The 24,168-nt window shown below is 62.7% G+C and carries 16 protein-coding genes and 1 tRNA gene; 6 read left to right on the forward strand and 11 right to left on the reverse strand.

Features of this window, described 5'->3' with window-relative positions; all coding sequences use genetic code 11:
• Positions 1-49: 49 nt before the first annotated feature.
• From sucC to QZM72_RS27605, 5 genes are all read right to left on the reverse strand, one after another.
• Positions 50-1,216, reverse strand: a complete 1,167-nt coding sequence (sucC, locus tag QZM72_RS27585) for an ADP-forming succinate--CoA ligase subunit beta (protein ID WP_006477915.1) — start codon at positions 1,214-1,216, stop codon at positions 50-52.
• A 68-nt stretch (positions 1,217-1,284) separates the two neighbouring features.
• Positions 1,285-1,893 carry a DUF2889 domain-containing protein gene (locus QZM72_RS27590; RefSeq protein ID WP_050014576.1) on the reverse strand — a complete coding sequence of 203 codons (609 nt, stop codon included), beginning with the start codon at positions 1,891-1,893 and terminating at the stop codon, positions 1,285-1,287.
• A gap of 146 nt (positions 1,894-2,039) precedes the next feature.
• Entirely contained in the window at positions 2,040-2,933 is an 894-nt protein-coding gene (recX, locus tag QZM72_RS27595; RefSeq protein WP_301739683.1) for a recombination regulator RecX, read from the reverse strand.
• On the reverse strand, positions 2,933-4,003 hold the full coding sequence (gene recA, locus QZM72_RS27600; protein ID WP_011546125.1) for a recombinase RecA: 1,071 nt from the start codon (positions 4,001-4,003) through the stop codon (positions 2,933-2,935). Before recA ends, recX begins: the two co-directional genes overlap by 1 nt.
• A 49-nt stretch (positions 4,004-4,052) precedes the next feature.
• Positions 4,053-4,190, reverse strand: coding sequence for a hypothetical protein (locus QZM72_RS27605; RefSeq protein ID WP_179233432.1), 138 nt, complete (start codon positions 4,188-4,190; stop codon positions 4,053-4,055).
• On the opposite strand from QZM72_RS27605, the gene QZM72_RS27610 reads away from it, so the two are divergent.
• The 5 genes from QZM72_RS27610 to QZM72_RS27630 all read left to right on the forward strand — a co-directional run bounded on the left by QZM72_RS27610 (position 4,189) and on the right by QZM72_RS27630 (position 9,351).
• A complete protein-coding gene (locus QZM72_RS27610) occupies positions 4,189-4,917 on the forward strand; it encodes a response regulator transcription factor (RefSeq protein ID WP_089435843.1) in 729 nt (242 codons plus the stop codon). The two genes, QZM72_RS27605 and QZM72_RS27610, sit on opposite strands and share 2 nt — an antisense overlap.
• 17 nt (positions 4,918-4,934) lie before the next feature.
• Positions 4,935-6,488, forward strand: coding sequence for a sensor histidine kinase (locus QZM72_RS27615; protein ID WP_089468361.1), 1,554 nt, complete (start codon positions 4,935-4,937; stop codon positions 6,486-6,488).
• Positions 6,489-6,715: 227 nt separating this feature from the next.
• The gene (locus tag QZM72_RS27620) at positions 6,716-8,374 is read left to right on the forward strand and encodes an MFS transporter (protein WP_089468362.1); all 1,659 of its coding nucleotides are present in this window, start codon (positions 6,716-6,718) and stop codon (positions 8,372-8,374) included.
• A gap of 159 nt (positions 8,375-8,533) precedes the next feature.
• Positions 8,534-8,610 (forward strand) — tRNA-Met (locus QZM72_RS27625).
• Between the two features lie 258 nt (positions 8,611-8,868).
• Positions 8,869-9,351, forward strand: a complete 483-nt coding sequence (locus QZM72_RS27630; protein WP_089468366.1) for a DUF488 family protein — start codon at positions 8,869-8,871, stop codon at positions 9,349-9,351.
• Here the strand turns inward: QZM72_RS27630 and QZM72_RS27635 are convergent.
• From QZM72_RS27635 to QZM72_RS35710, 3 genes are all read right to left on the reverse strand, one after another.
• Positions 9,308-10,138, reverse strand: a complete 831-nt coding sequence (locus QZM72_RS27635) for a hypothetical protein (RefSeq protein WP_089468367.1) — start codon at positions 10,136-10,138, stop codon at positions 9,308-9,310. The genes QZM72_RS27630 and QZM72_RS27635 overlap by 44 nt on opposite strands.
• A 157-nt stretch (positions 10,139-10,295) precedes the next feature.
• Complete coding sequence (locus QZM72_RS27640) at positions 10,296-11,225, reverse strand: hypothetical protein (protein ID WP_144030103.1); 930 nt, start codon at positions 11,223-11,225, stop codon at positions 10,296-10,298.
• Positions 11,226-11,337: 112 nt separating this feature from the next.
• The gene (locus QZM72_RS35710) at positions 11,338-11,628 is read right to left on the reverse strand and encodes a DUF746 domain-containing protein (protein ID WP_367620041.1); all 291 of its coding nucleotides are present in this window, start codon (positions 11,626-11,628) and stop codon (positions 11,338-11,340) included.
• A gap of 135 nt (positions 11,629-11,763) precedes the next feature.
• On the opposite strand from QZM72_RS35710, the gene QZM72_RS27645 reads away from it, so the two are divergent.
• Entirely contained in the window at positions 11,764-11,994 is a 231-nt protein-coding gene (locus tag QZM72_RS27645) for a hypothetical protein (protein ID WP_089468369.1), read from the forward strand.
• A 47-nt stretch (positions 11,995-12,041) separates the two neighbouring features.
• On the opposite strand, the gene QZM72_RS27650 is transcribed toward QZM72_RS27645, so the two are convergent.
• The 3 genes from QZM72_RS27650 to QZM72_RS27660 are packed head-to-tail and all read right to left on the reverse strand — an operon-like array spanning position 12,042 to position 24,123.
• Positions 12,042-13,799: a ShlB/FhaC/HecB family hemolysin secretion/activation protein gene (locus QZM72_RS27650; RefSeq protein WP_179233433.1), complete on the reverse strand. Its 1,758-nt coding sequence runs from the start codon at positions 13,797-13,799 to the stop codon at positions 12,042-12,044.
• A complete protein-coding gene (locus QZM72_RS27655; protein WP_144030105.1) occupies positions 13,796-14,164 on the reverse strand; it encodes a hypothetical protein in 369 nt (122 codons plus the stop codon). The genes QZM72_RS27650 and QZM72_RS27655 overlap by 4 nt, the downstream gene beginning before the upstream one ends.
• On the reverse strand, positions 14,161-24,123 hold the full coding sequence (locus QZM72_RS27660) for a hemagglutinin repeat-containing protein (protein ID WP_301739684.1): 9,963 nt from the start codon (positions 24,121-24,123) through the stop codon (positions 14,161-14,163). The genes QZM72_RS27655 and QZM72_RS27660 overlap by 4 nt, the downstream gene beginning before the upstream one ends.
• Positions 24,124-24,168 lie beyond the last annotated feature (45 nt).

Consider the following 24,168-nt stretch of genomic DNA (forward strand, 5'->3'; position numbering starts at 1 on the left):
TGGGCGTCGCGTGCAAACCGCGCCGCCCTACGTGTTCATTAGCGCGTGCTTACTTGCCTGCGGCAGCCGCGACGACCTTCTGCGCAGCCTCTTCCATGCTGTCCGCCGAGATGATCGGCAGGCCCGAATCGGCCAGCATCTTCTTGCCGAGGTCCTCGTTCGTGCCCTTCATGCGCACGACGAGCGGCACGTTCAGGTTCACGGCCTTCGAACCGGCGATCACGCCTTCCGCGATCACGTCGCAGCGCATGATGCCGCCGAAGATGTTCACGAGAATCGCCTTCAGGTCCGGGTTCTTCAGCATCAGCTTGAACGCTTCCGTGACCTTCTCGGTCGTCGCGCCGCCGCCGACGTCCAGGAAGTTCGCCGGTTCGCCGCCGAACAGCTTGATGGTGTCCATCGTCGCCATCGCGAGGCCCGCGCCGTTCACGAGGCAGCCGATGTTGCCGTCGAGCGAGATGTACGCGAGGTCGAACTTCGACGCTTCGATTTCAGCCGGATCTTCCTCGTCCAGATCGCGGTACGCGACGATTTCCGGGTGACGGAACAGCGCGTTCGAGTCGAAGTTGAACTTCGCGTCGAGTGCGGTGACCTTGCCGTCGCCGGAGACGTTCAGCGGGTTGATTTCAGCCAGCGATGCGTCGGTTTCCCAGAATGCCTTGTACAGGCCTTGCAGGATCGCGCGCGCTTGCGGAATCGATGCGGCCGGCACGCCGATCTTCGCGGCGAGGTCGTCTGCCTGCGCGTCCAGCAGGCCCGTCGACGGCTCGACGATGACCTTGTGGATCAGTTCCGGGTGCTTTTCGGCGACTTCTTCGATGTCCATGCCGCCTTCGCTCGAACCCATCAGCACGATCTTCTGCGAGATGCGGTCGACGACAAGGCTGACGTACAGTTCCTGCTTGATGTCGGCGCCCTCTTCGATCATCAGGCGGTTGACCTTCTGGCCTTCCGGGCCGGTCTGGTGCGTGACGAGCTGCATGCCGAGGATCTGGTTCGCGTATTCGCGCACCTGCTCGATCGACTTCGCCACCTTCACGCCGCCGCCCTTGCCACGGCCACCCGCGTGAATCTGAGCCTTCACGACCCAAACCGGGCCGCCGAGCTCTTCCGCCACCTTGACGGCCTCGTCCACCGAGAACGCCGGCTTGCCGCGCGGTACCGCGACGCCGAATTTCCGCAGGATTTCCTTACCCTGGTACTCGTGAATCTTCATGCGTGATTCCCTTCAGTCTGAGAGTTGGATGAAATGTCGCTTAAGACGCTTCTTCGAATGATTTCCGTTCATTCCTTCGTGCTGCCTTCACCGGGCAGATCCGGCCGAATCGGGCCATACCAGCGCGGGTAGTACTGCCGCACGACCTCGCCATCGAATCGCAGCGCGCGGCAGCGGCCGAGCTGGAAAGGCGGTTCGGCGTGCACGCCGTCATGATCCGGGCCTTCGCCGCCCTCCTCGCGCACGTTCCATACATCACCGGCGAACGCCTGGATCGCGGCCGTCGGCAGCACGGCGCACAGTTCGGTGAGATGGGAACAGCCTGCGACGCCGGCGAGCAGCCGGTTCGCGTTGCGGCGGAAATTGCGGAAGAGATTGAGCCCGATGAGGGCCCGATAGGCGGGGGAAGCGGATTGACAGTGACCGGGATAGGGCACCCATTCCGAAGACGCTTCGGCGTCGACGACATTGAGGTCACGATCGATGGTCACGCGCAGCCAGAGTTCGTGGATCGGCAGGCCCTGGGGCCGGATGCCCGACGCAAGCGCGACATCGCGCGGCTTGTGGTCGGTCAGGCAGGCTTCGATGTCCCACAAGCCGTCGCCGCGCTCGTAGGCTTCCGCTCGGATTGCGCGTCGATGTCGCAACTGACGGGGCACGGGCTCGGATAGCGGCATGCTGGAGGTTGAGGCCGAAGAGGAAAACCCGTGGATTTTAGCATATTGGGTATTTGAGGCATTCGGCCCCGACGGCGGGTATTCCCGCCTGTCCGGAAGCGGTTGCGATGCAGCAAAATCGCGCGCCACGCGCGCGACCGGGCCACTCAGTCGTCGATCGGAAAATCGTCGCCCACCTTCAGCAGCTTCACGATCGTCGCGCTCGAGAAGCCGCGCGCGGCCAGGAAGCGCGCCTGCTTCGCGCGCTCCGCGGGCGTTTGCGGCAGTGCACCGAATTTCTTGCGCCAGACGGCCTGCGCGCGGCTCCACTCGGTCTCGCGCAATTGGGCATTCACCTCTTCGACGAGACTGTCGCCGACCGCATGGCGCTTCAGTTCGCTGACGATGCGTGCGACACCGACGCGCGACGCGCGGCGATGCACGAGGCTCTCGGCAAAGCGCGCGTCGGACAGCCAGCCTTCCTTCTCCAGTACATCGAGCACCGGGTCGACGGATTCGTCTTCGCCGACGTAGGGGGCGAGCTTGCGCGCAAGCTCCGCACGGCTGTATTCGCGCCTCGACAGGTAGCCGAGCGCGCGCCCCTTCAACGACCGCGGCGGCTTCGACGACTTGCGTTCGCCGGCGCCCGGCGCATCGCTTGAAGCAGCGCCGCCGGAAGATGCGCCGAAAGCCGTGCCGGATGCGCGATGGGTGCGGTGCGGATGCTGGCTGCTGCGCGTATAGACATCTTCGGTCGCGGGCGCATCGGCTGCGCGATCGTCCGCGGCGCGATCGCCCGGGAAGCGGACACCGGACACCCGACGGCGGGAGCGATCATGCGCGTCGAACGATTCATCGTCTTCGAACGGATCGTCCGGCGCGGCAATCTCAAACGAAACGAGGGCATCGTCGGATGCCCTCGTCGCGGTGCGGTTCGCGGCGTTGCCGCCTGCGTCCGGCCGGCTGGCGCCCGAGGGGCCGGCTCGCCGGCCGGAGCGACCCGCCGTTTCGGACGTGTCGCGCTCCTCCGGCTCGCCAGCCCGGCCTCGGCGCACAACCATCACTCTTCTTCGTCCAGAGCCTCGGCTTCGTTGGCTACGCCATCGGGCATGCTGACGACACCGAGCGATTCGCGAATGCGGTTCTCGATCTCGCGTGCGATTTCCGGATTCTCGCGCAGGAATTCACGCGCGTTGTCCTTGCCCTGGCCAATCTTCTCGCCGTTGTAGCTATACCAGGCGCCGGCCTTGTCGACGATCTTCGCCTGCACGCCGAGATCGATGATCTCGCCCTGGCGCGAAATGCCTTCTCCGTACAGGATGTCGAAGATCGCTTCGCGGAACGGCGGCGACACCTTGTTCTTGACGACCTTCACGCGGGTTTCGTTGCCGATCACCTCGTCGTTTTTCTTGATCGAGCCGATCCGGCGAATGTCGAGACGCACCGACGAGTAGAACTTCAGTGCGTTGCCGCCCGTCGTGGTTTCCGGGTTGCCGAACATCACGCCAATCTTCATCCGGATCTGGTTGATGAAGATCACGAGGCAGTTCGTGCGCTTGATCGTGCCGGTCAGCTTGCGCAGCGCCTGCGACATCAGGCGGGCCTGCAGACCCGGCAGCGAATCACCCATCTCGCCTTCGATTTCGGCCTTCGGCACGAGCGCCGCGACCGAGTCGATGACGATCATGTCGATCGAGCCCGAGCGCACCAGCGCATCGGTGATTTCGAGCGCCTGCTCGCCGGTGTCCGGCTGCGAGATCAGCAGCTCCGGCACGTTCACGCCGAGCTTCGACGCGTACTGGACGTCGAGCGCGTGCTCGGCGTCGATGAAGGCTGCCGTGCCGCCGATCTTCTGCAGTTCGGCGATGACCTGCAGCGTGAGCGTGGTTTTACCGGACGATTCCGGACCGTAGATCTCGACCACCCGGCCGCGCGGCAGGCCGCCGACGCCCAGCGCGATGTCGAGACCCAGCGACCCCGTGGAGACGACCTGGATATTCTCGGCCGCCTCGCCGTCGCCCATGCGCATGATCGAGCCCTTGCCGAACTGCTTCTCGATCTGCGCGAGCGCGGCCGCCAGCGCCTTGCTCTTCTCGGCGGTCATCCCGGAGCCCTTCTTGCTATCTTCCATGAATCGTCCTTTGCTATGATGAGCAGCGTCTGTTGGAGGCGCGCCCGCATCAAGCGCTGCCCACGAATGCAGACACTGTATAAAAAAACAGTGGTTTATGCAAGCCCGCAATGCGGGTTGCGTTGTACACGAATAACTTCGGAGACAGCCGCGCCGGCGCGAACGTGCCGGCATCGGTCAGCAACATGCGAATTCTCATCGCCGAAGACGACAGCATACTCGCGGACGGCCTCACCCGGTCACTCCGCCAATCGGGCTATGCCGTCGATCACGTGAAGAGCGGCGTCGATGCCGACACCGCGCTGTCGATGCAGACTTTCGACCTGCTGATCCTCGATCTCGGGCTGCCGAAAATGTCCGGGCTCGACGTGCTCAAGCGCCTGCGCGCGCGCAATTCCAATCTCCCCGTGCTGATCCTGACCGCCGCCGACAGCGTCGACGAACGCGTGAAGGGGCTCGACCTCGGCGCCGACGACTACATGGCCAAGCCGTTCGCGCTCAACGAGCTCGAGGCGCGCGTGCGCGCGCTGACCCGGCGCGGCGCGGGCGGCGGCCCGACGGTCGTGCGCCACGGTTCGCTCGCATTCGACCAGGTCGGCCGCATCGCGTATGCGAACGATCACGTGCTCGATCTCTCCGCGCGCGAACTCGGCCTGCTCGAGGTGCTGCTGCAGCGGATCGGCCGCCTCGTGTCGAAGGAACAGCTCGTCGATCACCTGTGCGAATGGGGCGAGGAAGTCAGCAACAACGCGATCGAAGTCTACGTGCACCGGCTGCGCAAGAAGATCGAACCGAGCGGCGTGCGGATCTCGACCGTGCGCGGCCTCGGCTATTGCCTCGAGAAGGTCGCGCCCGCGACGCCGGCCGACACGGCAGCGTCCCAGCCCGCGGCCGCCGGCACGCCGCTGCGCTGACGCCGGACGGCGCCGCGATGGCCACGCCGGCCCATTCCCCTTCCCGCCCCCCGACCGGCGCGCCGTCGTCGGCTGCCGACGAGGCGCGCGACGCCCGCTACGAGAACCCGTTCGCGCCGCCCGACGAAACCGAATCGCCCGAAACGCCGCGGCCGCGCTCGCTGTTCGGCGAAATTCTCGACTGGATGCTCGCGCCGCTGCTGCTGCTGTGGCCGATGAGCATCGCCGTCACCTATCTCGTCGCGAAGACGATCGCGAACAGCCCGTTCGACCGCGCGCTCGAAACCAATGCGTACGTGCTCGCCCGGCAGATCCATCCGGTCAACGGCGTCGCCGAGCTGACGCTGCCGGAACAGACGCGCGACTTCCTGCGCGCCGACAACATCGACAGCGTCTACTTCCAGGTGCTCGGCACGCGCGGCGAACTGGTCGCGGGAGAGGCCGACATGCCGCTGCCGCGCGACGAGGACCGCCCGCCGCCGGGCGTCGTCGTGTTCCGCGACGATCTGCTGCGCGGCAACGACGTGCGCGTCGCATATACGACCGTCGCGCTGCCGCAGGCGAGCGGCACGCAGCCCGTGCTCGTGCAGGTCGGCGAGACGCTCGACAAGCGCAACGCGCTCGCGAACGACATCATCAAGGGCGTGATCCTGCCGCAATTCGTGATCCTGCCGCTCGCGATCCTGCTCGTGTGGTTCGGGCTGTCGCGCGGGCTCGCGCCGCTCAATGCGCTGCAGGCGCACATCCGCGCGCGGCGGCCCGACGACCTGTCGCCCGTCGAGGCGCAGCGCGCGCCGCCCGAGATCGAACCGCTCGTCACGTCGTTCAACGACCTGCTCGCGCGGCTCGAACAGAACATGGCGCTGCAGAAACGCTTCATCGCCGACGCCGCCCACCAGATGAAGACACCGCTCGCGGGCCTGCGCACGCAGGCCGAATTCGCGCTGCGCCACCCGGTGCCGCCCGACGTGCAGCGCTCGCTCGAGCAGATCGCGACGAGTTCCGAACAGGCCGCGCGGCTCGTCACGCAACTGCTCGCGCTCGCGCGTGCCGAGAACCGCGCGAGCGGGCTCACGTTCGAGCCGGTCGAGATCGGCGCGCTCGCGCGGCGCACGGTGCGCGACTGGGTGCAGGCCGCGCTCGCGAAACGGATGGACCTCGGTTACGAAGGGCCGGACGACGACGCGCCGCTCGACGTCGACGGCAATCCGGTGATGCTGCGCGAGATGCTCGGCAACCTGGTCGACAACGCGATCCGCTATACGCCGGAAGGCGGCCGCATCACGGTGCGCGTGCGTGCCGAACGCGCGGCGCGGCGCGTCCATCTCGAAGTCGAGGATACGGGCCCCGGCATCCCGGCCGGCGAGCGCGAGCGCGTGGTCGAGCGCTTCTACCGGATCCTCGGCCGCGAAGGCGACGGCAGCGGCCTCGGGCTCGCGATCGTGCGCGAGATCGCCACTCAGCACGGCGGCACGCTGACGCTCGACGATCACGTCTACCAACACGCACCGCGCCTCGCCGGCACGCTCGTGCGCATCAGCCTGCCGCTGACCGACACCGCCCCGGATTAACCCTGACGCGCGCCGCCGCGAATCGGCGCAACCCCGTCGAAACCGGCGATTTACCGGCCGTTCGCGCCATGATCGACACGCGAAGCGACCGATTCGACACGGGTTAACGCGCAGTCGTTTTGTACGAGCGAGTCAGTGGGCCGTAAGTTTCCGTGCCAATAATCGTCGACAGGCCCGCCCCTCCCACGGCGGCCGCACATCTATATCAAGGGACTTGGAGACGATTCATGGCAACGTTAGGCGGGCAAATTTCGCACTCGCCGATGACGGGCGAAGAGAAGAAGGTGATCTTCGCGTCGTCGCTCGGCACCGTGTTCGAGTGGTACGACTTTTACCTGGCCGGCTCGCTCGCGGCCTACATCAGCAAGAGCTTCTTCTCCGGCGTCAATCCGACCGCCGCGTTCATCTTCACGCTGCTCGGCTTCGCGGCCGGCTTCGCGGTGCGGCCGTTCGGCGCGATCGTGTTCGGCCGGCTCGGCGACCTCGTCGGCCGCAAGCACACGTTCCTCGTGACGATCGTGATCATGGGCGTCTCGACGTTCGTGGTCGGCTTCCTGCCCGGCTACGCGTCGATCGGCATCGCCGCGCCCGTGATCTTCATCGCGATGCGGCTGTTGCAGGGCCTCGCGCTCGGCGGCGAGTACGGCGGCGCGGCGACCTACGTCGCCGAGCATGCGCCGGCCAACCGGCGCGGCTTCTACACCGCGTGGATCCAGACGACGGCCACGCTCGGCCTGTTCCTGTCGCTGCTCGTGATCCTCGGCGTGCGCACGTTCATCGGCGAGGAAGCGTTCGGCAGCTGGGGCTGGCGCGTGCCGTTCGTCGCGTCGATCCTGCTGCTCGGGGTGTCGGTGTGGATCCGGCTGCAACTGAACGAATCGCCGGTGTTCCTGCGCATCAAGGCGGAAGGCAAGACGTCGAAGGCGCCGCTGACCGAGGCATTCGGCCAGTGGAAGAACCTGAAGATCGTGATCCTCGCGCTCATCGGCCTGACGGCCGGCCAGGCCGTCGTGTGGTACACGGGCCAGTTCTACGCGCTGTTCTTCCTCACGCAGACGCTGAAGGTCGACGGCGCGAGCGCGAACATCCTGATCGCGATCGCGCTGCTGATCGGCACGCCGTTCTTCCTGTTCTTCGGGTCGCTGTCGGACAAGATCGGCCGCAAGCCGATCATCCTCGCGGGCTGCCTGATCGCGGCGCTGACCTACTTCCCGCTGTTCAAGGCGCTCACGCACTACGCGAACCCGCAGCTCGAACTCGCGACGCAGAAGGCGCCGATCACGGTCATCGCCGATCCGGCCACCTGCTCGTTCCAGTTCAACCCGGTGGGCACGTCGAAGTTCACCAGCTCGTGCGACATCGCGAAGAGCGCGCTCGCCAAGGCCGGCCTGAACTACGAGAACGTCGCGGCGCCGGCCGGGACGCAGGCCCAGATCAAGGTCGGCGACACGGTGCTCCCGACTTACGACGGCAAGGCGGCCGACGCGAAGGCGCAGGGCGCGGCGTTCGACAAAACGCTCGCATCGACGCTGAAGGGGGCCGGCTACCCGGCGAAAGCGGACCCGGCGCAGCTCAACTGGCCGATGACGATCGTGATCCTGACGATCCTCGTGATCTACGTGACGATGGTCTACGGCCCGATCGCCGCGATGCTGGTCGAGATGTTCCCGACGCGGATCCGCTACACGTCGATGTCGCTGCCCTATCACATCGGCAACGGGTGGTTCGGCGGCTTCCTGCCGGCGACCGCGTTCGCGATCGTCGCGGCGAAGGGCGACATCTACTCGGGCCTCTGGTATCCGATCGTGATCGCGCTGGCCACGTTCGTGATCGGCCTGCTGTTCGTCAAGGAGACGAAGGACTCGGACATCTACGCGCAGGATTGATGTTGGGTCCGCGGCGGGGACGGCCGGCGGAGGTGCTCCTTCCGGTGACCGGCTGCCGCCCGCGATGGAGATCGGCACGGCGGCTGGCATCTTTTTTCGGGAAAGATGGAAAAAGGTATTGACAGCCGACCGGCCGATCGACATAATTCAAGTCTTCACGGCGAATTAGCTCAGTCGGTTAGAGCGACGGAATCATAATCCGCAGGTCCGGGGTTCGAATCCCTGATTCGCCACCAAACAAAACAAAGGGTTACAGCGCTTCGGCCTGTAACCCTTTGTCGCTTCTGGCCTTATGTAGGCATCGTGTAGGCGTTTTGGGTCGGCATCAATCAATGCCGATCCATATCACCGCATCATAACGACAATCGAGTCACCGACAGCGCTCGGAAAATTAATGGGGCCAGTTTTCCGCAGCGGCCCTCGCCACCGCTGGCTGTCACAAATTAGCAGAGATCGGTATCCTCCGATGTACCGTCTCTCGACCGAGTTCAATAATGACTGTTTTCACGATAGGCTACGAAGGACTGGACATCGACACGTTCATGTCCCTACTCGCAGAGCACAGCATTGAGACCGTTGTGGACATCCGCGAGCTTCCGCTGTCACGCAAACCCGGCTTCTCAAAAAAGGCGCTGGCCAGCACGCTGAATCTCTCCGGGCTCGAATACATCCACATGGTCGACCTTGGCTGCCCGAAGCCGGTACGTGACCGCTACCGGGAAGATGGCGACTGGAAGCGCTATACCGTTGGCTTCCTCAAGTACCTTAAGACGCAGCAAGCGGCGATCGCTGACCTGTCCGATTTGGTCAGTTCGTCGAGCTGCGCCCTGCTTTGCTACGAGGCCGACTTCAACTTCTGCCACCGCTCGATGGTCGCTAATGCAGTGCAGGAGCACTGCGGTGCTGCCGTCGAACACATCTCCGCCGCCGAGGTCAAAACATCGAGCCCTGCCGGTCGTCAGCTGGCTTGCGCTTAGGCGGATAGATCAAGCTGATAATCAGCCACTGGTCCTGGAATCGATGCTGGTTACCCATCAGGAACATCAGCTCCTTACTCCCCAGATCTTCCTCCAGCTTGACGCGAAACGGCTTCTCCCAGTCAGCACCATAACTGTCGCGGCATTTCCAGAAGAGCGCGCCGGCCTCCCAATCGACGATTTTGTGCTTGTGCTCCTCTTCTCCGTCCGGCGTATCGCAGATGTATCGGTAATAGAAGTCGAACGGCACCTTGCGAAGCTGCTTGACCTGCTTGCGCTCTTCCGCCTCAGAAAATAGATTGCCCTGCATCTGTTCCTGCAGCAGTTTCTCCCGCTCATCGTCAGTCCAATCCGGGTTCCGAGCCTTGACAATATCCAGGCCGAGCAATCGCTTCGGATGAAGGAGCGCGAGCGACAAGCCGCCCTCAAGCCTCGCCGCGTCGATGGAATCGAAGCTGTCGAATGACGGGATCTTGTCCAGCCACTCCCACCGCGACGACCATTCTTTCTTCGTGTCGATTACGTTGCCGCAATTGATCGTGTCGACGTAGACCTTATGGCTCTCCGGGCGGTGATCTTTGTTCGCTTTCTCGACGCGCACGTCGATCCACTGCCACTTCCTGAACTGCTGACCGTCCTCGATCATCCGGAATGGTACCGGGAAGAGACGCCGCATCGCGCCGCTCTGCGCGATACCCGCGACGCAGGAGGTTTCCACGTACTGCGCACTTGGCGAAGGATAGGTCTTCGCCAGAATCAGGATGCGTTCGACTCGCCCAAGTGCCATTACTTGACCTCATCTTTTCATTGCGCAATACGCCTGCGTAGCAGTAAGGCCTCGTCATCTGTCATGCAGCATTTGCTTACCCCAGCACTACAGCAAGACTGTGGGCAATACCGCAATCCTCACCCAACGCCATTACGGCCGACACGTCCGTCACAAGCTATTGGGCCGCAGCGTTAGCCGGAGAAGTTTCGCTCACTGCAGCTCCGCTCTCTCGGTTAGGGGGTCGAACCTCGGTCTCGCATGGAAGAACGGGGAACTGCTGCGGAATATCAGTCTGCCCGCTAATCCGTGCATCGACAAATGACTCTATATCCTCGGTCTGAGGGGCATTCGGATCAAGCAACACTCGCGCATGATCTGGGCCAAGAAAGACCACGGACAAACCCTTGGGGATGTTCGTACATTCGTACTTCGCGTCGAAGTCGAGCAAGTGTGCAAGGCGATATACCTTAGCCGGCCATGCCTCATCTGAGAAGTCCTTGTGCACCCATTTGGCATAGGACGCCAGTACGAACGCCGATAATACGAGAAACGCGACCGACAGAACTGGCGGTCCATCATATCTCCCCTCGCCTGACAGTTTTAGTCTTACCCATCCGAAGAGGACCAGCGCGTGTACTGCTGCGAATAGAGCAACGACGAGAAAAAGAGGATACGCGTACTCGAAGGCCAGCAGTCCGGCTACGATTGCCCTTGTGAAGGGTAAAGCCGAGGCATCTACCGGAAAGACTCCATTGATTAAGGACGAAGCCTTGCCCGTGCTGAATACGACCAAGGCAGACACCGCAATCGACGCCGTCAGCTTCGTAAAGCCGTACGCCCATAACCGCGTGAAGAACGAACTGCGCTCGATAGACACGCCCAAGAAGACGGCCGCGAACCCAGTCGCCCAAAGTCGTATGGAGAAAAGGTATTCATCGAGCCAAGATCCTTGGCGACTCATTCCGACAAGCAAAAGTACGACAGCCAATACTGCCACCGCACCGACTGCCCACGACTTGTCTCTTTCCTCTGCTTCTTTTTCGTTTTCTCTCTGCTGCTTGGCGCGTCGAGCCTCCCGCAGGAGTTCCGCAACGTGGTCTTTCAACGTTTCGGTCGGTCGGCTATCTCTGTACTCTCGTTCGGAAAAGGAAAGTTCTTCATAGAGCGCCTCCAAGTGCTGCCGAGGATTGCGCGGTCTATCGAATCTGTATTTCCGCTCAGTCATTTGATTCCCTGCGTTTTCTTGACGCTCTCAACGCATCCCCAGCCGGTGGCTGAATCCTACTTGGTTGCGCCAGCAAACCGAGCCTCACCCATGCTTCCATTGCTCCGCTTGGATCGAGCAGCAGCAGCCGTTGCCGCCAAGCCTGTATCCAGCGTCGAACCATCCTGTGTTCTGCGCGAAGCTCCCGCGCTACTACCCTTTGACTCTCCCGCCAACCCAGCATTGTGACGAAGCGCCGGGCGTGGGCTCGTGCCGACGGAAGCAACAACGGCGTGTTCGACACCCGCGTGAAATACGCCAGACATGCCTAACAGCGAAACCCTGGCATCCCGCTCGGACGCCGGTATGGGTGGTAGCCCGTACTGGTGCTACTACACCACGGACACGAATCGGACGTCACATTCCCGCTCAACATCCAATGGACTTGCTCAAGCAGGAATGCCGACAGCGCGACATCCTGGACCTGCTCGTCACCGGCCGGTTCCCGAGCGGAGAATCCGGCGACGGTGAGATCGAAGTGACGAACTGGCGCAACGGCACCACGCGCGGGTTCCGTATCGTCTCCACGCTCTTCACCGCGAAGCAAACGATCCGTATCGATCACGCGTCAATATCCATGATGATGGCCGCCAAACAATGCGAGTCATAGTAGCAGTGCCCGTTATAGTACAGTCCCGTCTCGCATCCCGCCTTCCCTTAAAACTGCGCTGTCACCTGAAAACCAACCGTCACACGTGCAGTCGGAAATCCAGACGGCTTGTAGATCGGTGTGCCGGCAAACAAGTCGTAGCCGTATCCACCAAACCGCGTCGCAACGCTACCCTTCACGCCAATCACCGCACCGGCCAACTGCGTTCCGACCAACACAACCGGCTGCGGTCCCCACACACGGCCGTAATCCAGTCCGGCATAAATCGCTTGTCCGGTCTGCCCGATAGGCATTTGCAGTTCGTTGCGCCAATAGAGGCCACGCGCCGCCGCCAACATCGTTTCACCATCGAACCCGCGCACCGTGTAGCGGCTACCAATGGTCAGGTCATCGATGTAATACAGCGTGTTACCCGTGTACTGACCGTGAACGCTCGTCACATAACTGAACGGCTGCTTTCCAATCGCGAAAGGCACCGAAAGATTCGCGTCCAAGACCGCCATTCGGTAGCGGTAGGTCGGGCCACCGCTCGCCGCGAGGATGTCCTCCCGTGCGCCGAGACCGCCGACCCCTTGACGATAGGCCAGCGTGCCGTCGAACTGCGCCCCATCGAAGTAGTGACGATCGGTCAGGCCGAATTCGATAACCGTGTTGTTGCGACGCTGCTGCGTGATTTCCGTGTCTTCGATGAAGCTTTCGCCAAAACGACGCGACAGACGGACGTACCCGCCGAACACATCGTTCTGACTGCGCAACAGCACGCGCGCCAGTTTGAAATCAAGCGTCTTCGAATTGCCGCTCGCAACAAAAGTCTGATTCACGCCGGCAATCTGTTGATAGTACGTGTTCGTGTACGCCGCGATCGTTGCGGTCCAGTAGCCCCACGGCATCGAGTAGAAGCCGTTCCAGCCGTGTGATCCAAGGCGCTTGTCGCCGAATTCGAGGTCTTGACTCACGCCGACGTTAAACACGTCATTCAAGCCAAGCGGGTTGTCGATGCCAATCGACAGATTGCCCTGGAGTCTGCCCGTCGCGCGCGTTCCCGAATTGTCGATCGACGCTACGACGGTCCAGGGCTTGCCGCGCTTCACATCGAGCACCACGTCGCTCTCGCCGGGCATATCGCCAGGTGCGATCCGCATCGACACATCCTGGCTTGATACGCGCTTCATCTGCTCAAGCCCTTGTTCGATGTCGCGCAGGTTCAACACGTCGCCGTCGCGCGTCGGGAAGGCGGTCTTCCACGTTCCGCGCAACTTCTCGTCCTCGATACGCACGTGGCGGATCACGCCCGGAATCACGGCTAGCTTCAATGTGCCGGTGGACAAATCCTGCTCGGGCACAAGTACGCGGGTCGTGATGTAGCCGCGCGCGAGGATGGTCTGCGACAGCCCCTTAACGATCAAGTCGACGCCTTGCTTGCCGACGCATTGGCCAGCGTAGTGCGCGAGCCAGTCGCGGGCAAAGGCGAAGCGATCCATCGGCAAGGCTGATGCGCCTTGCGCCTTTGACGCGGCCGGTAACGACTCGGGCACGTCGAGCGCGAAACGATCAATTCGAAAGCACGGTGTTTCGGTCGGCAGTACCGGATAGGCTTCCGGGCGCGGCACGTCCGAACGCACGCCCGGCGCTTGCACGGTGACGTCACGCTGCTGGGCGTCACGGCGCTGTTGCACCTGCTGATTCTGCTCGGCGTTCGCGCGGGCGGCGGCGGCCTGGTCATTCGGAGTGGGGGCCTGTTGTGCCTGCGCAGAGAGCGTAACCAACGCGGACAATGGCAAGATCGACAACCGCTTAACAGTCATGACTGATGCCAATTTGCCCAATCTTTTAAGTACGCCCTCGACACATCCCCAAATTGCACTTCCATACGCGACAGAAGTGCACCATCTCGGTGTGCTTGGGCGTATAGAGCCTCCAATAGACCCGTTGCAACGAAGGTCTTCAGATCGACGTTCTCTGCCGTCATGCCGCGTTCGATAGTCTCGAAGATATATGTCCGGTCTTCGGGCGAATATTCATCGAATCTTGCTGCGACACTCTTTCCTAACTTTCCGAAGAGGAGCGTAGTCGGGATGTCTACCCCCCAATCCTCGATAGCTTCATCTCTAGCCAGCCGAAGAGATTCGATTTTCGTCAAATCGGCAACAAAATCTTTCCATGTATTCATCGCTTTCCTTTCAATGCATTCTGGAGGTCTCTCAGTACGTTCTGTGCTGCCGAACGATCGCTGAATGAGGCATTAGGATTTGAATCTATCCACTTTTGCAGGGCCGTTGAGTAATCTTGTGCTTTCTGAGTGTGGAAAACACCACCGACTGGACTGCCAGTCTCGGTTTCGTAGCGGACTGCATCAGCAGTACTCCCTGTACCAATCTTAGCCCCATCACGATAGAGATCATCCATCAGTCCACCGAGCTTCGCGTCCGTCACCACTGGTTTCGACATGCCCGCAGCAAGATCGTCGGCAAGCTTCGGAGCGGTCGCAATATTGGCTGTGCCGTTCGAAGTTATGCTGCTATTACCCGGCGAAAGTTGTGTATTCGCGCCCGAACTCCCCGCAGTGGCCGTTCCCGGAGAGGGCGATGCGCTCGCCCCATTTCCATACGGTTGGGTTCGTGCCGCATTGCCAGCCGCGTTCAAGTCACCACTTGCAGTTTTGAGCGCACCGTTTCCAACCGTGGCGACATCCGCTGATGTTGTTGCCACATCAGTTCCGACTGCCGCCTTTCCGCCGAGACCCAGCGTCGCCAAGATAGGCGTCAGGAACTCCGCGTCAGGCCCGACCGATGTTCCAGACTTGTACGGTTTCTTCAATCCATCGAGAGAAACGTATCCCGGATCGCCGGGCGACGCGAATGGCCCGCCGTTCGGAAGATTAACGATCACGCCCGCGACGTTGACCACTCCGTTCCAGACACCGGCCTTGGCATCCGAAGCCATCGCGGCGGTCCGGTTGAGCAGCCCCTGAAGTCCTGCGATTGTCGCTCGGTCGTCCGTTTTTTGGGGGTCGTTGCCTGCATTGTAAAGCTCGACGTTCGATGCCATCGCCGCGCCCGCACTGCCACCCACCAGTGCGCCACCGACCGTTGCCGCAACGTTCGCAGCGATGTTGCCGACCAGCGACGAGCCGGTCGTATCGCCCACCGATTTGCTGATCTTCTCTGCCTGTCCGGCCAGCAGTGACGACGTGCCGGCTCCCGCTGCGCCGCCGATCGCCGTGAGCGCGCTGCCGCCGCCGAGTCCGCCGATCAGTGCGCCGCCGGCTGCTTGCAAGCCCGCACGCGACGCACCTCCCTCATCCCAGCTCTTCGCCTGGTCAATGTACGACTGCATCGCAATCAGGTCGCCGCGCTCGTAGGCGGCCTTAGCCGCATCGATCGCATCCTTGCGTTTGCCGTCAGCGTACAGGCCGATCCCCTGCGAAATCGTCTGCCCGGCCGCCTGCGCCGCATTCATCGTATCGGCCTGCTGCGACAGCGTTTTCTGAACGTCGGGCGTCTTCGAAACGGTCCCGTTCAGATTCGTCGTATCGCGGTTCAGGTTCGCAACGTCCTGCGTCTGCTCGCCCGGCTTCGTGATATTGATCGTGCCGGCGCTCACCGCGCTCTTCGTCGTCGCGCTCTGGTCCCCGCTGTCGTTCTGGAACACCATCGGCGTGACGCCGCCCGAGCCCGATACCGACGACGGACCAACTGCCTTGTTGCTCGGTCCGACCGATGCACCCGCGCTAAAGCCCGCGCTGTTCGCGCTGTAGTGCGAGTGGTTCTCGATGTCGCTCGTCGTGAGCGTGCCAGTCATCAGGCTGTTCTTCGACGCGTCGGCCGTGCTGGCGATATATGCGCCCTTCAGGTCGGTGTTGCCTTTCACGGTCACATCGAAACCGCCTGCGCCCGCCTGGATGCCGGCCTGCTCAGTCACACCCGCATAATTGCCGTCCGCGTGGCCGTTCTGCGCACTGAAACTCCCGCCGACGCCGCCCGCCTGACTGATCGTGAAGCCGCCACCCGCGCTCGACTGATGCGCGGCGCTCACGGTCGTATCCTGAACGCTCGCCACGTTCAGGTTGCCGCCCACGTCGGCCACCACCTTGTTCGCGTTCACGTTCGCGCCGATCACGTTCGTGTCGCCGCCGCTCACGATGGTCGCGGTCTGGCTCGCGTTAATATGCGTGTTGTTCTGGATCGCCGCATCCGAATTGCCGTCTCCATGCGCGCGCTGCATCGACGCGGACACGCCGATGCCGTTCGTGCCGATCGACACGCCGACGCTCGACCCCGACGACGAGTTCGAGCTTTGCGTCTTGTCCGTATCGGTCGTGTTGACGAGATTGACCTGGTTGTTCGCGACCAACGCCACGTTGGCCGCGTTCACGTTCGAGCCCGCGATCGTGATGTTGCCGTCCTTCGGCGTGCCGTTGCCGGGTGTGCCCGTTGCAATCAGCGTCGCGGTGCCGCCCGCATTGATGCTGGAACCCCGCTGAATCGTCTGGTCTTCCGACGACTGCATCGAACTATGGCTCGAACCGACGCTGACCTGCACGCCGATGCTCGGAGCCTGCGGCCCCTTCGCGCCGTCCAGCAGAGCCTTGGCCCCCATACCGCCGAATGCCACGTCGCCGGCCGCCGCGATGCTGTGCAGCGCTGACGCGCGGCCGTTGCTGTCCTTCGCCGATTCGCGCGCGGCCTGCGTCTCGCTGATCGCGTTGTTGATTGCATCGCCCACCGAGCCCGACAAACCGACCGTCAGCCCGCTCTTGCTCGTCTGCTGCTGTTGCGCTTGATGCGTGGTGTCGGTGGCCGAATCGATCACGATGTTCGCGGCCGTCCCGGTCAAGTCCTTGCCCGCAACCAGATCGCTGCCTTTCACGTGCAGCGTATTGCCCGCGTTGACCGTCAGATTGCCGTCCACCGAACCCACCGTGCTGGCATTGTTCGTCACGCTGGACGATTGATTCTGCTGCGCGAGCTTGCTGTTGCCGACCGAGAAAGACAGTCCGCCGCCCGACATCAGGCCCGAGTGCTGTTCCTGATAGGTGGTCGACGACTGGCTGGTGTCCTGCGACGTCGTGATGTTCACGTCGTGCGCCGCATTGAGCGTGACATCATGCGTGCCGACGACCGTACTACCTTGTACGTTGATGTCCTTGCCGCTACCGATCGACACGCCGTCCGCAGAAATCAGGCTGCCGTTCGCCACCGTGCTGGTCGCGTCCTGGCTGCTGGCAATTTTCGTGCCGCTCACGACGCCGCTGCGGCTATGCGTCTCCCGTGAGTTGTACACATGTGTTTCAATCGCGGCCCCAATGTTCACGTCGCCGGCCGCCAACAAGTTCACATCGCCTTTCTTCAGGTCGATCGTGCTGCCGATGACATTGATGTCCTTGCCCGCCACCACATTCAACGTATCGCCCCCCTTTACGGTCGTGCCCGTCAACGCCTGGTCCGACGCATGCCGGGTTTCCGCATAGCTGCGATTCCCTTGGTCGCCCGAGCTATTGGCGTTGATGGTCGACGTGGTGCTCGCAGCGCCAAAGGTCACATCACCTTTGGCCGCGACCGTGCCGCCTTGACCGAAGTTGAGTTGCGCACCCTGTGCCGTCAGGTCACCGCCCACACCGATGGCCGACTTACCGCCCACGTTCACGGTGCTGCCGGTCGCGCTGTTGAGATCCGTATCCGACACGCCGTTCGCACGCTGCACGATCTTGTGCTCGCCCGTCTGCACCGCACCGAGATCCCAGTTACCGCCGACATTCATGCCGAAATTGCCGCCGACCGTCAGGCTGCCCGCATTCTGCTGGAAGTTCCCGCCGGTCTTGATCGACGCATCGCCGAGCACATCGAGTTGCGCGGTCGGCCCGAGCGTCATCTTGACGCTCGTCGCACCGTCACGACTGACCTGGGTGCTGGTGTTCGTCGCCGTGTTCAGAATCAAATCGCCACCGGCATTCAGATTCAGGCTACCGGCCTTCACCTTGGCCGAGGTCAAATCGACCTGACCGTCCGTCGTCAGCGACATCAGCCCGCCGCTTTGCAGTGCGCCGAACGCGTTGTCGATCTGCTTGCCCTGGATCGACAACGTATTGTCGGCCTTTACCGTGCCGCTGTTCGTGAAGTTCTGCGCATCCTTCAGATCGATGTCGGTGGCGGTGATCAGCGGACCATTGACGTTCTGCTGGTTCGCCTGTGCCAGATACACAACCGGCACGAGCACCGACTGGCCGTCGACCACGCGCGTTTCCATCATGATCACGTTGCCGGTCAGCTTCGATACCTGATCGGCGGACAGGCTCGCGCCCACCGGCAGATCGAGCGATTTCGCCAGATCCGCGCCAGCGCCCAGCAACGACTGATACATCGCCTGCAAATCGGTGTACGGGCCGAGCACGGCCTTGCCCGTGAGCGCCGTCACCTCGTTTCTGACGAGCTGCTGTTCGTAGAACCCGTCGCCGAGGCGCTTGGGGACGTGCGTCAGATCGACGCCGATCTGATTGAAAAAGTAGTCGCTCGACAGGAACGTCTTCTGATTCGTGAACGCCGGGTTCGTCTCGATCACATAGCTCGCGTTCGGCGACTGGATCGGCCTGTACAAGCCGCCTTGCGGAATCGCGAGATTGTCCAGTACTCTTTGCGCCGTCGCGCCGGCAATGATTGGGCTGACGGGCTGAACGGGCTTGCTCGTCACGGTCCCGCCTTTCGCGCCGGTGCCGGAAACCTGCCCGGTTACCATACCGCCCGACGTTTTCGACACCGCGGCATTACCGTTCAGGCTTCCAAACGTCAGGCCCGGCACTTCCTGGCCGGGAAGCAATCCGAGCGACGGAATCGATGCATTGCCCGCCGTGTTGTTGATGCTGACGCCCGTGCCCGAGATCGTGCCGTTCGAACCCAACGTCGAGTCGTAACCGGCAATCGCATACTTCTTGACATCGGCCGGCGCCGCCTGCGCGTAACCGCCGGGGTGACCACCGACGAACGGCATGTCGCCGAACGGCAATGTCCAGTTGTGCTCGCTATTGTCGTAGTTGTTGTAGTGGTAATAGCCCGAATACGTGACGGTCACGGCCGGCGCCTGCTGGCCGGAAGCCGCCCAACCGTCGCCGTCGTAATGCTGCGGCATGTCGACGTTGCCCACGGCCGTGATGTGGCTCCAGTAGTTCTGGAGGTTCCCGACCGTCGTCGCATCGATCTTGCCGCCCGACACGATCTGACCGGCAGCACTCAACGCCGTAACCGTGCTCGCGACTGCCGTGCCGGTATAAGTCGTGTATTGATAGCCGCTGTTCCATTGCCCGCCGTTGGGCGGAACGGTAAATACACCGCCCGGCTGGGTCTGCAGCTTCGCGATGATGGGCGCCGGATCGTAATCCGGATAGTTCGGATCGCGCGAGAGGTTGATCCAATGAACATCCTGACCACTACAAGCGGCCATGTAGTACGCAATGCAGCCCGACATGCTGATGCCCAGTTGCTCCAGCACCGCGGGGTCGACGCTCGTGGTCCCGTTCGATGTCTGCATCTGACGACGCGTGTTCGTGACGCGGTCCGCATGCAGTTCCATGTCGCCACCGGACTGGATCAACGCCGACGCATTGTTGACCAGCGCCGCATTCGTGTAATTGCCGCTCGCGTCCTTGCTACCCGCCAACACGACCTTACCCATGCCGAACATGGCCGTCGTCGCCATCGTGTCGGCGGACGACGTATCGTCCCGGTTCTCGATGTCATGCGCGAGTATCTCGAGCGTACCGTTGGCATCCGATCCGCCGATTAGCGCAGTCGCCCCGACGTTCGAAATCGTACCGGTCCCATTGAGTGACGCACTCGCGCCGACGAGCGCGCCCGTGTTGTACAAATTGGCCGATTGCGTTCGCAACAGCCCACCTGCCGTCAGCGCGCCCACGTTCACGATGTTGCCTGCATTGACGCTCAGGTTGTTCACCGACTGCAGGTTCGCATTGTTCGTGAAGGTGCCTGGCAGCGTGAACGTGAGATCGTGACCGACGTTGAACTGCGTGTCGGACGTCGACACGTAGTCACCCTGCAGATTCACGTTCACGTCGCGCGCCGCGCTGTACGCCCCGCCGCCCAGCAACGTGGCAACCGACATCGTCAGATTGCGCGTAGAACTGACTCGGCCATTCGTGTTCGTGATCGCGCCGCCTGTCGCCACGTTCACGTCGCCATTCGTATTCGCGACGTTACCGATCGCGCCGCCGCTGTTGTCGACGGTATTGGCGTTCACGTGCAGGGAGCCGCCGCTGAGCTGACCGCCTTGCGTGTTACTGATCGATGCCGCGCCGATGGTGACATCGCCGTTGCCGGTGATCGCGCCCATACCTGACACGTTGCCGGCATGGCTATTCGCTATCCAGGCCCCACCCTGGACGTTCAACCGGCCCGTGCCGAGATCGACGACGGCACCGTCCGTATTGTCGAGCGACGCCGCTCGAAGATCGAGCGTACTCGCGTCGCCGGTTGTCGACTGGCCCGCCTGGACATGACCGCCGCGGTTGGATATTGCGCCGCCGGCCGAGAACGATAGTGAAGCATTCGAGCGCAGCAGGCCCTGCGTATTGTTCACGTCGCCGCCGATCGCCGCGTTCATACCGCGTTGCGCGGCGAGAATCCCGTTCGCGTTGTTCCAGTTGCCCGCGCTGACGACGGCCTGCCCCTTGGTCACGATGGTGCCCGAAGCATTGTTCAGCGCGCCGGCTCCATTGCCCGGCGCGATCGTCAGCGTACCCGTACCGGCATGCGTGATCGTTCCGCCCGCATTGTTCAGCTCGGCCGGCCTGAGCGTGAGGTCCGTACTGTTGGTCTGGATCACGCCGGCCGACGAGTTGTCGAGCGTGCCGGTGACGTCGACAGCCATCGCCGACGTTCCGTATTGGGTGATCGTGCCACCACGGTTTGTCAGGTTCGTCGCGGTTAGCGCGAGCTGGTTTGCTTCAAGTCTGCCCTGACTGTTATCGAGCAGATTGCCGGCTTTCACAACGAGATTCGGTGCAACGATCGACCCTTGCTTGTTCGTCATCGCGCCGGTCTGGATCGTCGCATTCGCACTCGCGCCGATTTGTCCGCCGTCGTTGATCAACATACCGGCGGTCACGCCCAGGTCCGTACTCGACAGCAATTTGCCGTTCGCGTTGTTAAGCGTTCCGCCGACCTCGGCACCCAGCCCGGTCTGTGCAGTGATCGAACCCGCCGTGTTGTCGAGCGTTGCGGACCGGACATCGACCCGGCCATTGCCGACGATCTTCCCGCCCGCATTGCTGATCGCGTTCGCTCCGTTGCCGAGCGTCAGCGTGCCGGTTCCGACATGCGTGATCGTGCCGTGATCGTTGATCAGCGTCGCCGGAGACAGCGTAAGGTCGGTACTGCGGGTCTGGATCGCGCCGCCCGCCGAATTGTCGATCGTGTTGCTGACGTCGACGTTCATCGCCGACGAGCCATACTGGGTGATCGTCCCGTTACGGTTCGTCAAATTCGGCGCGGTCAATGCGAGCTGATTCGCCTCCAGCGTGCCTTGACTGTTGTCGAGCAATTCGCTCGCGGTCACGCTCAGCGTCGACGCGGCGATCGACCCGCCGCTGTTCGACAGCGTTCGGCCCTGGATCGACGCGTTCGTATTCGCGCTGATCCTCCCGTTATCGTTTTTCAGCGTGCCGCCTACGATACCGAGGTCGGCGTTCGACAGCAGCTTGCCTCCGGTATTGTCGAGCGCACTGCCGACGGCTGCCGTCAATCCGGTTTGGCTGCTGATTACCCCGGCCGTGTTGTTCAGCGTCCCCGTTCGAGCTGCGACACGCCCATTGCTGGTAATGGTGCCGCCGGCATTCGACACTCGGCCCGTACCGTTATCGATGGTCAACGTACCGTTGCCGGCATGCGTGATCGTGCCGCCATCGTTGACGATAGCCGCCGCCCCGAGCGTGAGGTCGGTACTGTTGGTTTGCAACGTACCGCCGTTCGAATTGTCCAGCGTGCCCGACACGTTCGCGCTCGTCACGCCTGTGCCGGTCTGCGTAATCGTGCCGCCGTGGTTCACGAGATCGATCGCATTCAACGACACCTGGGCGGCCTGCACAGTGCCCGCACTATTGTCGAGGGTCGTGCCCGTCAGAGTGGCGGTCTGGCCGGCGATCGAACCGCCGTTGTTGGTCAGGCGCGCGCCTGCGTCGACCGCCACCTTCTGTGCGGCCTGCAAAACGCCGTTTGCATTGTCGACCGATTGCCCCGAGACATGCAGGTTTGCATGGGATGTGATCCTGCCGTGATTCGCGATATTGCCGCCTTGCACGGTGACGTCTCCATTGCCGCCAATGATGCCGCCCTGTGCGCCGTTCGCGGTCGTGCCTGCCGCATTGGTCAACTCACCGCCGGTCGTCACTGTCAGGCCATCGCCGTTGAGCGATGTGATCCGGCCCGCCGTGTTGTCCAGCGACGCGCCTGCTACTGTCATGCCGGCGGCGCTCTGGATCGTCCCTCGGTTGTTCGCGATTGCTCCGCCACGCAGGTCAGCCGTGCTTTCGGATACGAGTTCACCCGACTGGTTGGCGATCTGGCCGGCGACGTTGACCGACAGCGGCCCCTGCGACGACACCTTGCCGCCCTGGTTCGACAGGTTGCCGCCGGTCAGCGTCGTGCTGTTGCCGCTCGACAGGCTGCCGTGATCGTTGATCACGGTGCCCGATGCGTTCGCCTGAATGGCGCCTTGCGCGCTCGTCGTCGCGTTCGACAGGTTCACGTCGCCGGCCGTCGCGTTCAGCGACAAATTGCCGTTTGCAGCCGTCTGGCCGCCGGCGAGATTCACATTAGCGCCCGTCAGCGAGGCATTGCCGCCCGCGACGTTCTGGCCGGTCGCGCTCAGTTGGCCCGACGCACTCAGGTTCAGGTCGCCGCTGTGCGCGACGGAGCCGTCGTTGTTCACACCCGCACCGAGCGTGCCGGTCGAGTTGACACTGCCGGCGTTGACCGTCGTACTCTGCTGCGCCGCGAGCGTCCCGCTGTTCGTCAGATCGGCCGCAGTGTTCGCCGACAACGATTGCTGCGCATACGTGGTGCCGCTATTCTGGATGCCGCCCGACGCCGACATCGCGAGGTTGCCGCTTGCCGTGGTCTTGCCCGCGAGCACGAGCCGGCCGTCCGATTGCAACGTCAGATCGCCTGCCTGCGCCGCGATCGTCCCTGCGTTCGCGACACCAACGCCTGCGGAGTTGCCAACCAGAAACACCCTGTTGGCATACATGCCGCCCAACTGAGCTACGTCGATTGCGACAGCAGGAGCAGGGCCGTCACCGGCGATCTGCGTCGCGGCAAGCGTGTCGTGATTAACCTGGTTCGTACCGGCGATTACGTTGAGATTCTTCGCATAAATCGCGGCATTAGCCTGTACAGCACGGGCGATGATGTCGGTCTCATCAACATTCGAGGTATCGAGGCCCGCCCCTTGCACAGTTACAAGGCCGCGATTGACATTGAAGCCCGACAACGACCCGTCCGCGCCAAACTGCGGCACGCCGGTTGTCAAGACCGCGCGCGAGGTATTGATGAACCCGCCGCCGTCCACGACGATACCGGCAGGGTTGGCCAGCACGACCTCCGCCCGGCTGCCCGCGATCTCCACATATCCCTTGATCTGACTCGCCGCGGTGCTGTTGACCTGGTTGACGATGATGCGCGCCGCCTGCCCCGCACTCAGGTTCGGGTTGCCGTTGATATAGCCGGCCTGCTGCGTGTTGACGATCGTCGACGCGTTGTTCAGGATCGCGCCATTCTTCTGAACGTCGAACTGGTTATAGGTGTTCAACGACACGCCGGCAGCGCTCGGCGTGTTGATGTTGACTTGCGGCAGGCCGTTGGGCGTCTGCACCACCGCGGGCGCGTGAGGCCCGCCGCCGACGATCTGCGCATTCGCCCAGATCGGATTCGCGCCGGCTGCGACCAGCGCGCCGAACACAGTAACCCGTAACGCGAACATCGCTGCCGGATGCTCACCGCCGCGCTTGGCGACGCGGCGAGTTTCGCCCGTATTTGTTTTCCCCGTCCTGCTAGCCGTTTCTTCAACGGCGACCAACATACCCCGCACGCGGCTGAATACCAGCCGATATTGGTTCTTGTTCATGATTTTGGTCTACTCGCGATTTTTTGGTTTCGATCCGCTCTCACG

It is taken from the genome of Burkholderia sp. AU45388, from assembly GCF_030481585.1.
In the GTDB taxonomy this organism is placed as follows: Bacteria; Pseudomonadota; Gammaproteobacteria; order Burkholderiales; family Burkholderiaceae; genus Burkholderia; species Burkholderia sola.

Coding starts and splice junctions, on each gene's coding strand:
- sucC (WP_006477915.1), bottom strand. CDS start 1,216: ATGAAGATTCACGAGTACCAGGGTAAGGAAATCCTGCGGAAATTCGGC.
- QZM72_RS27590 (WP_050014576.1), bottom strand. CDS start 1,893: ATGCCGCTATCCGAGCCCGTGCCCCGTCAGTTGCGACATCGACGCGCA.
- recX (WP_301739683.1), bottom strand. CDS start 2,933: ATGGTTGTGCGCCGAGGCCGGGCTGGCGAGCCGGAGGAGCGCGACACG.
- recA (WP_011546125.1), bottom strand. CDS start 4,003: ATGGAAGATAGCAAGAAGGGCTCCGGGATGACCGCCGAGAAGAGCAAG.
- QZM72_RS27610 (WP_089435843.1), top strand. CDS start 4,189: ATGCGAATTCTCATCGCCGAAGACGACAGCATACTCGCGGACGGCCTC.
- QZM72_RS27605 (WP_179233432.1), bottom strand. CDS start 4,190: ATGTTGCTGACCGATGCCGGCACGTTCGCGCCGGCGCGGCTGTCTCCG.
- QZM72_RS27615 (WP_089468361.1), top strand. CDS start 4,935: ATGGCCACGCCGGCCCATTCCCCTTCCCGCCCCCCGACCGGCGCGCCG.
- QZM72_RS27620 (WP_089468362.1), top strand. CDS start 6,716: ATGGCAACGTTAGGCGGGCAAATTTCGCACTCGCCGATGACGGGCGAA.
- QZM72_RS27630 (WP_089468366.1), top strand. CDS start 8,869: ATGACTGTTTTCACGATAGGCTACGAAGGACTGGACATCGACACGTTC.
- QZM72_RS27635 (WP_089468367.1), bottom strand. CDS start 10,138: ATGGCACTTGGGCGAGTCGAACGCATCCTGATTCTGGCGAAGACCTAT.
- QZM72_RS27645 (WP_089468369.1), top strand. CDS start 11,764: ATGGACTTGCTCAAGCAGGAATGCCGACAGCGCGACATCCTGGACCTG.
- QZM72_RS27650 (WP_179233433.1), bottom strand. CDS start 13,799: ATGACTGTTAAGCGGTTGTCGATCTTGCCATTGTCCGCGTTGGTTACG.
- QZM72_RS27655 (WP_144030105.1), bottom strand. CDS start 14,164: ATGAATACATGGAAAGATTTTGTTGCCGATTTGACGAAAATCGAATCT.
- QZM72_RS27660 (WP_301739684.1), bottom strand. CDS start 24,123: ATGAACAAGAACCAATATCGGCTGGTATTCAGCCGCGTGCGGGGTATG.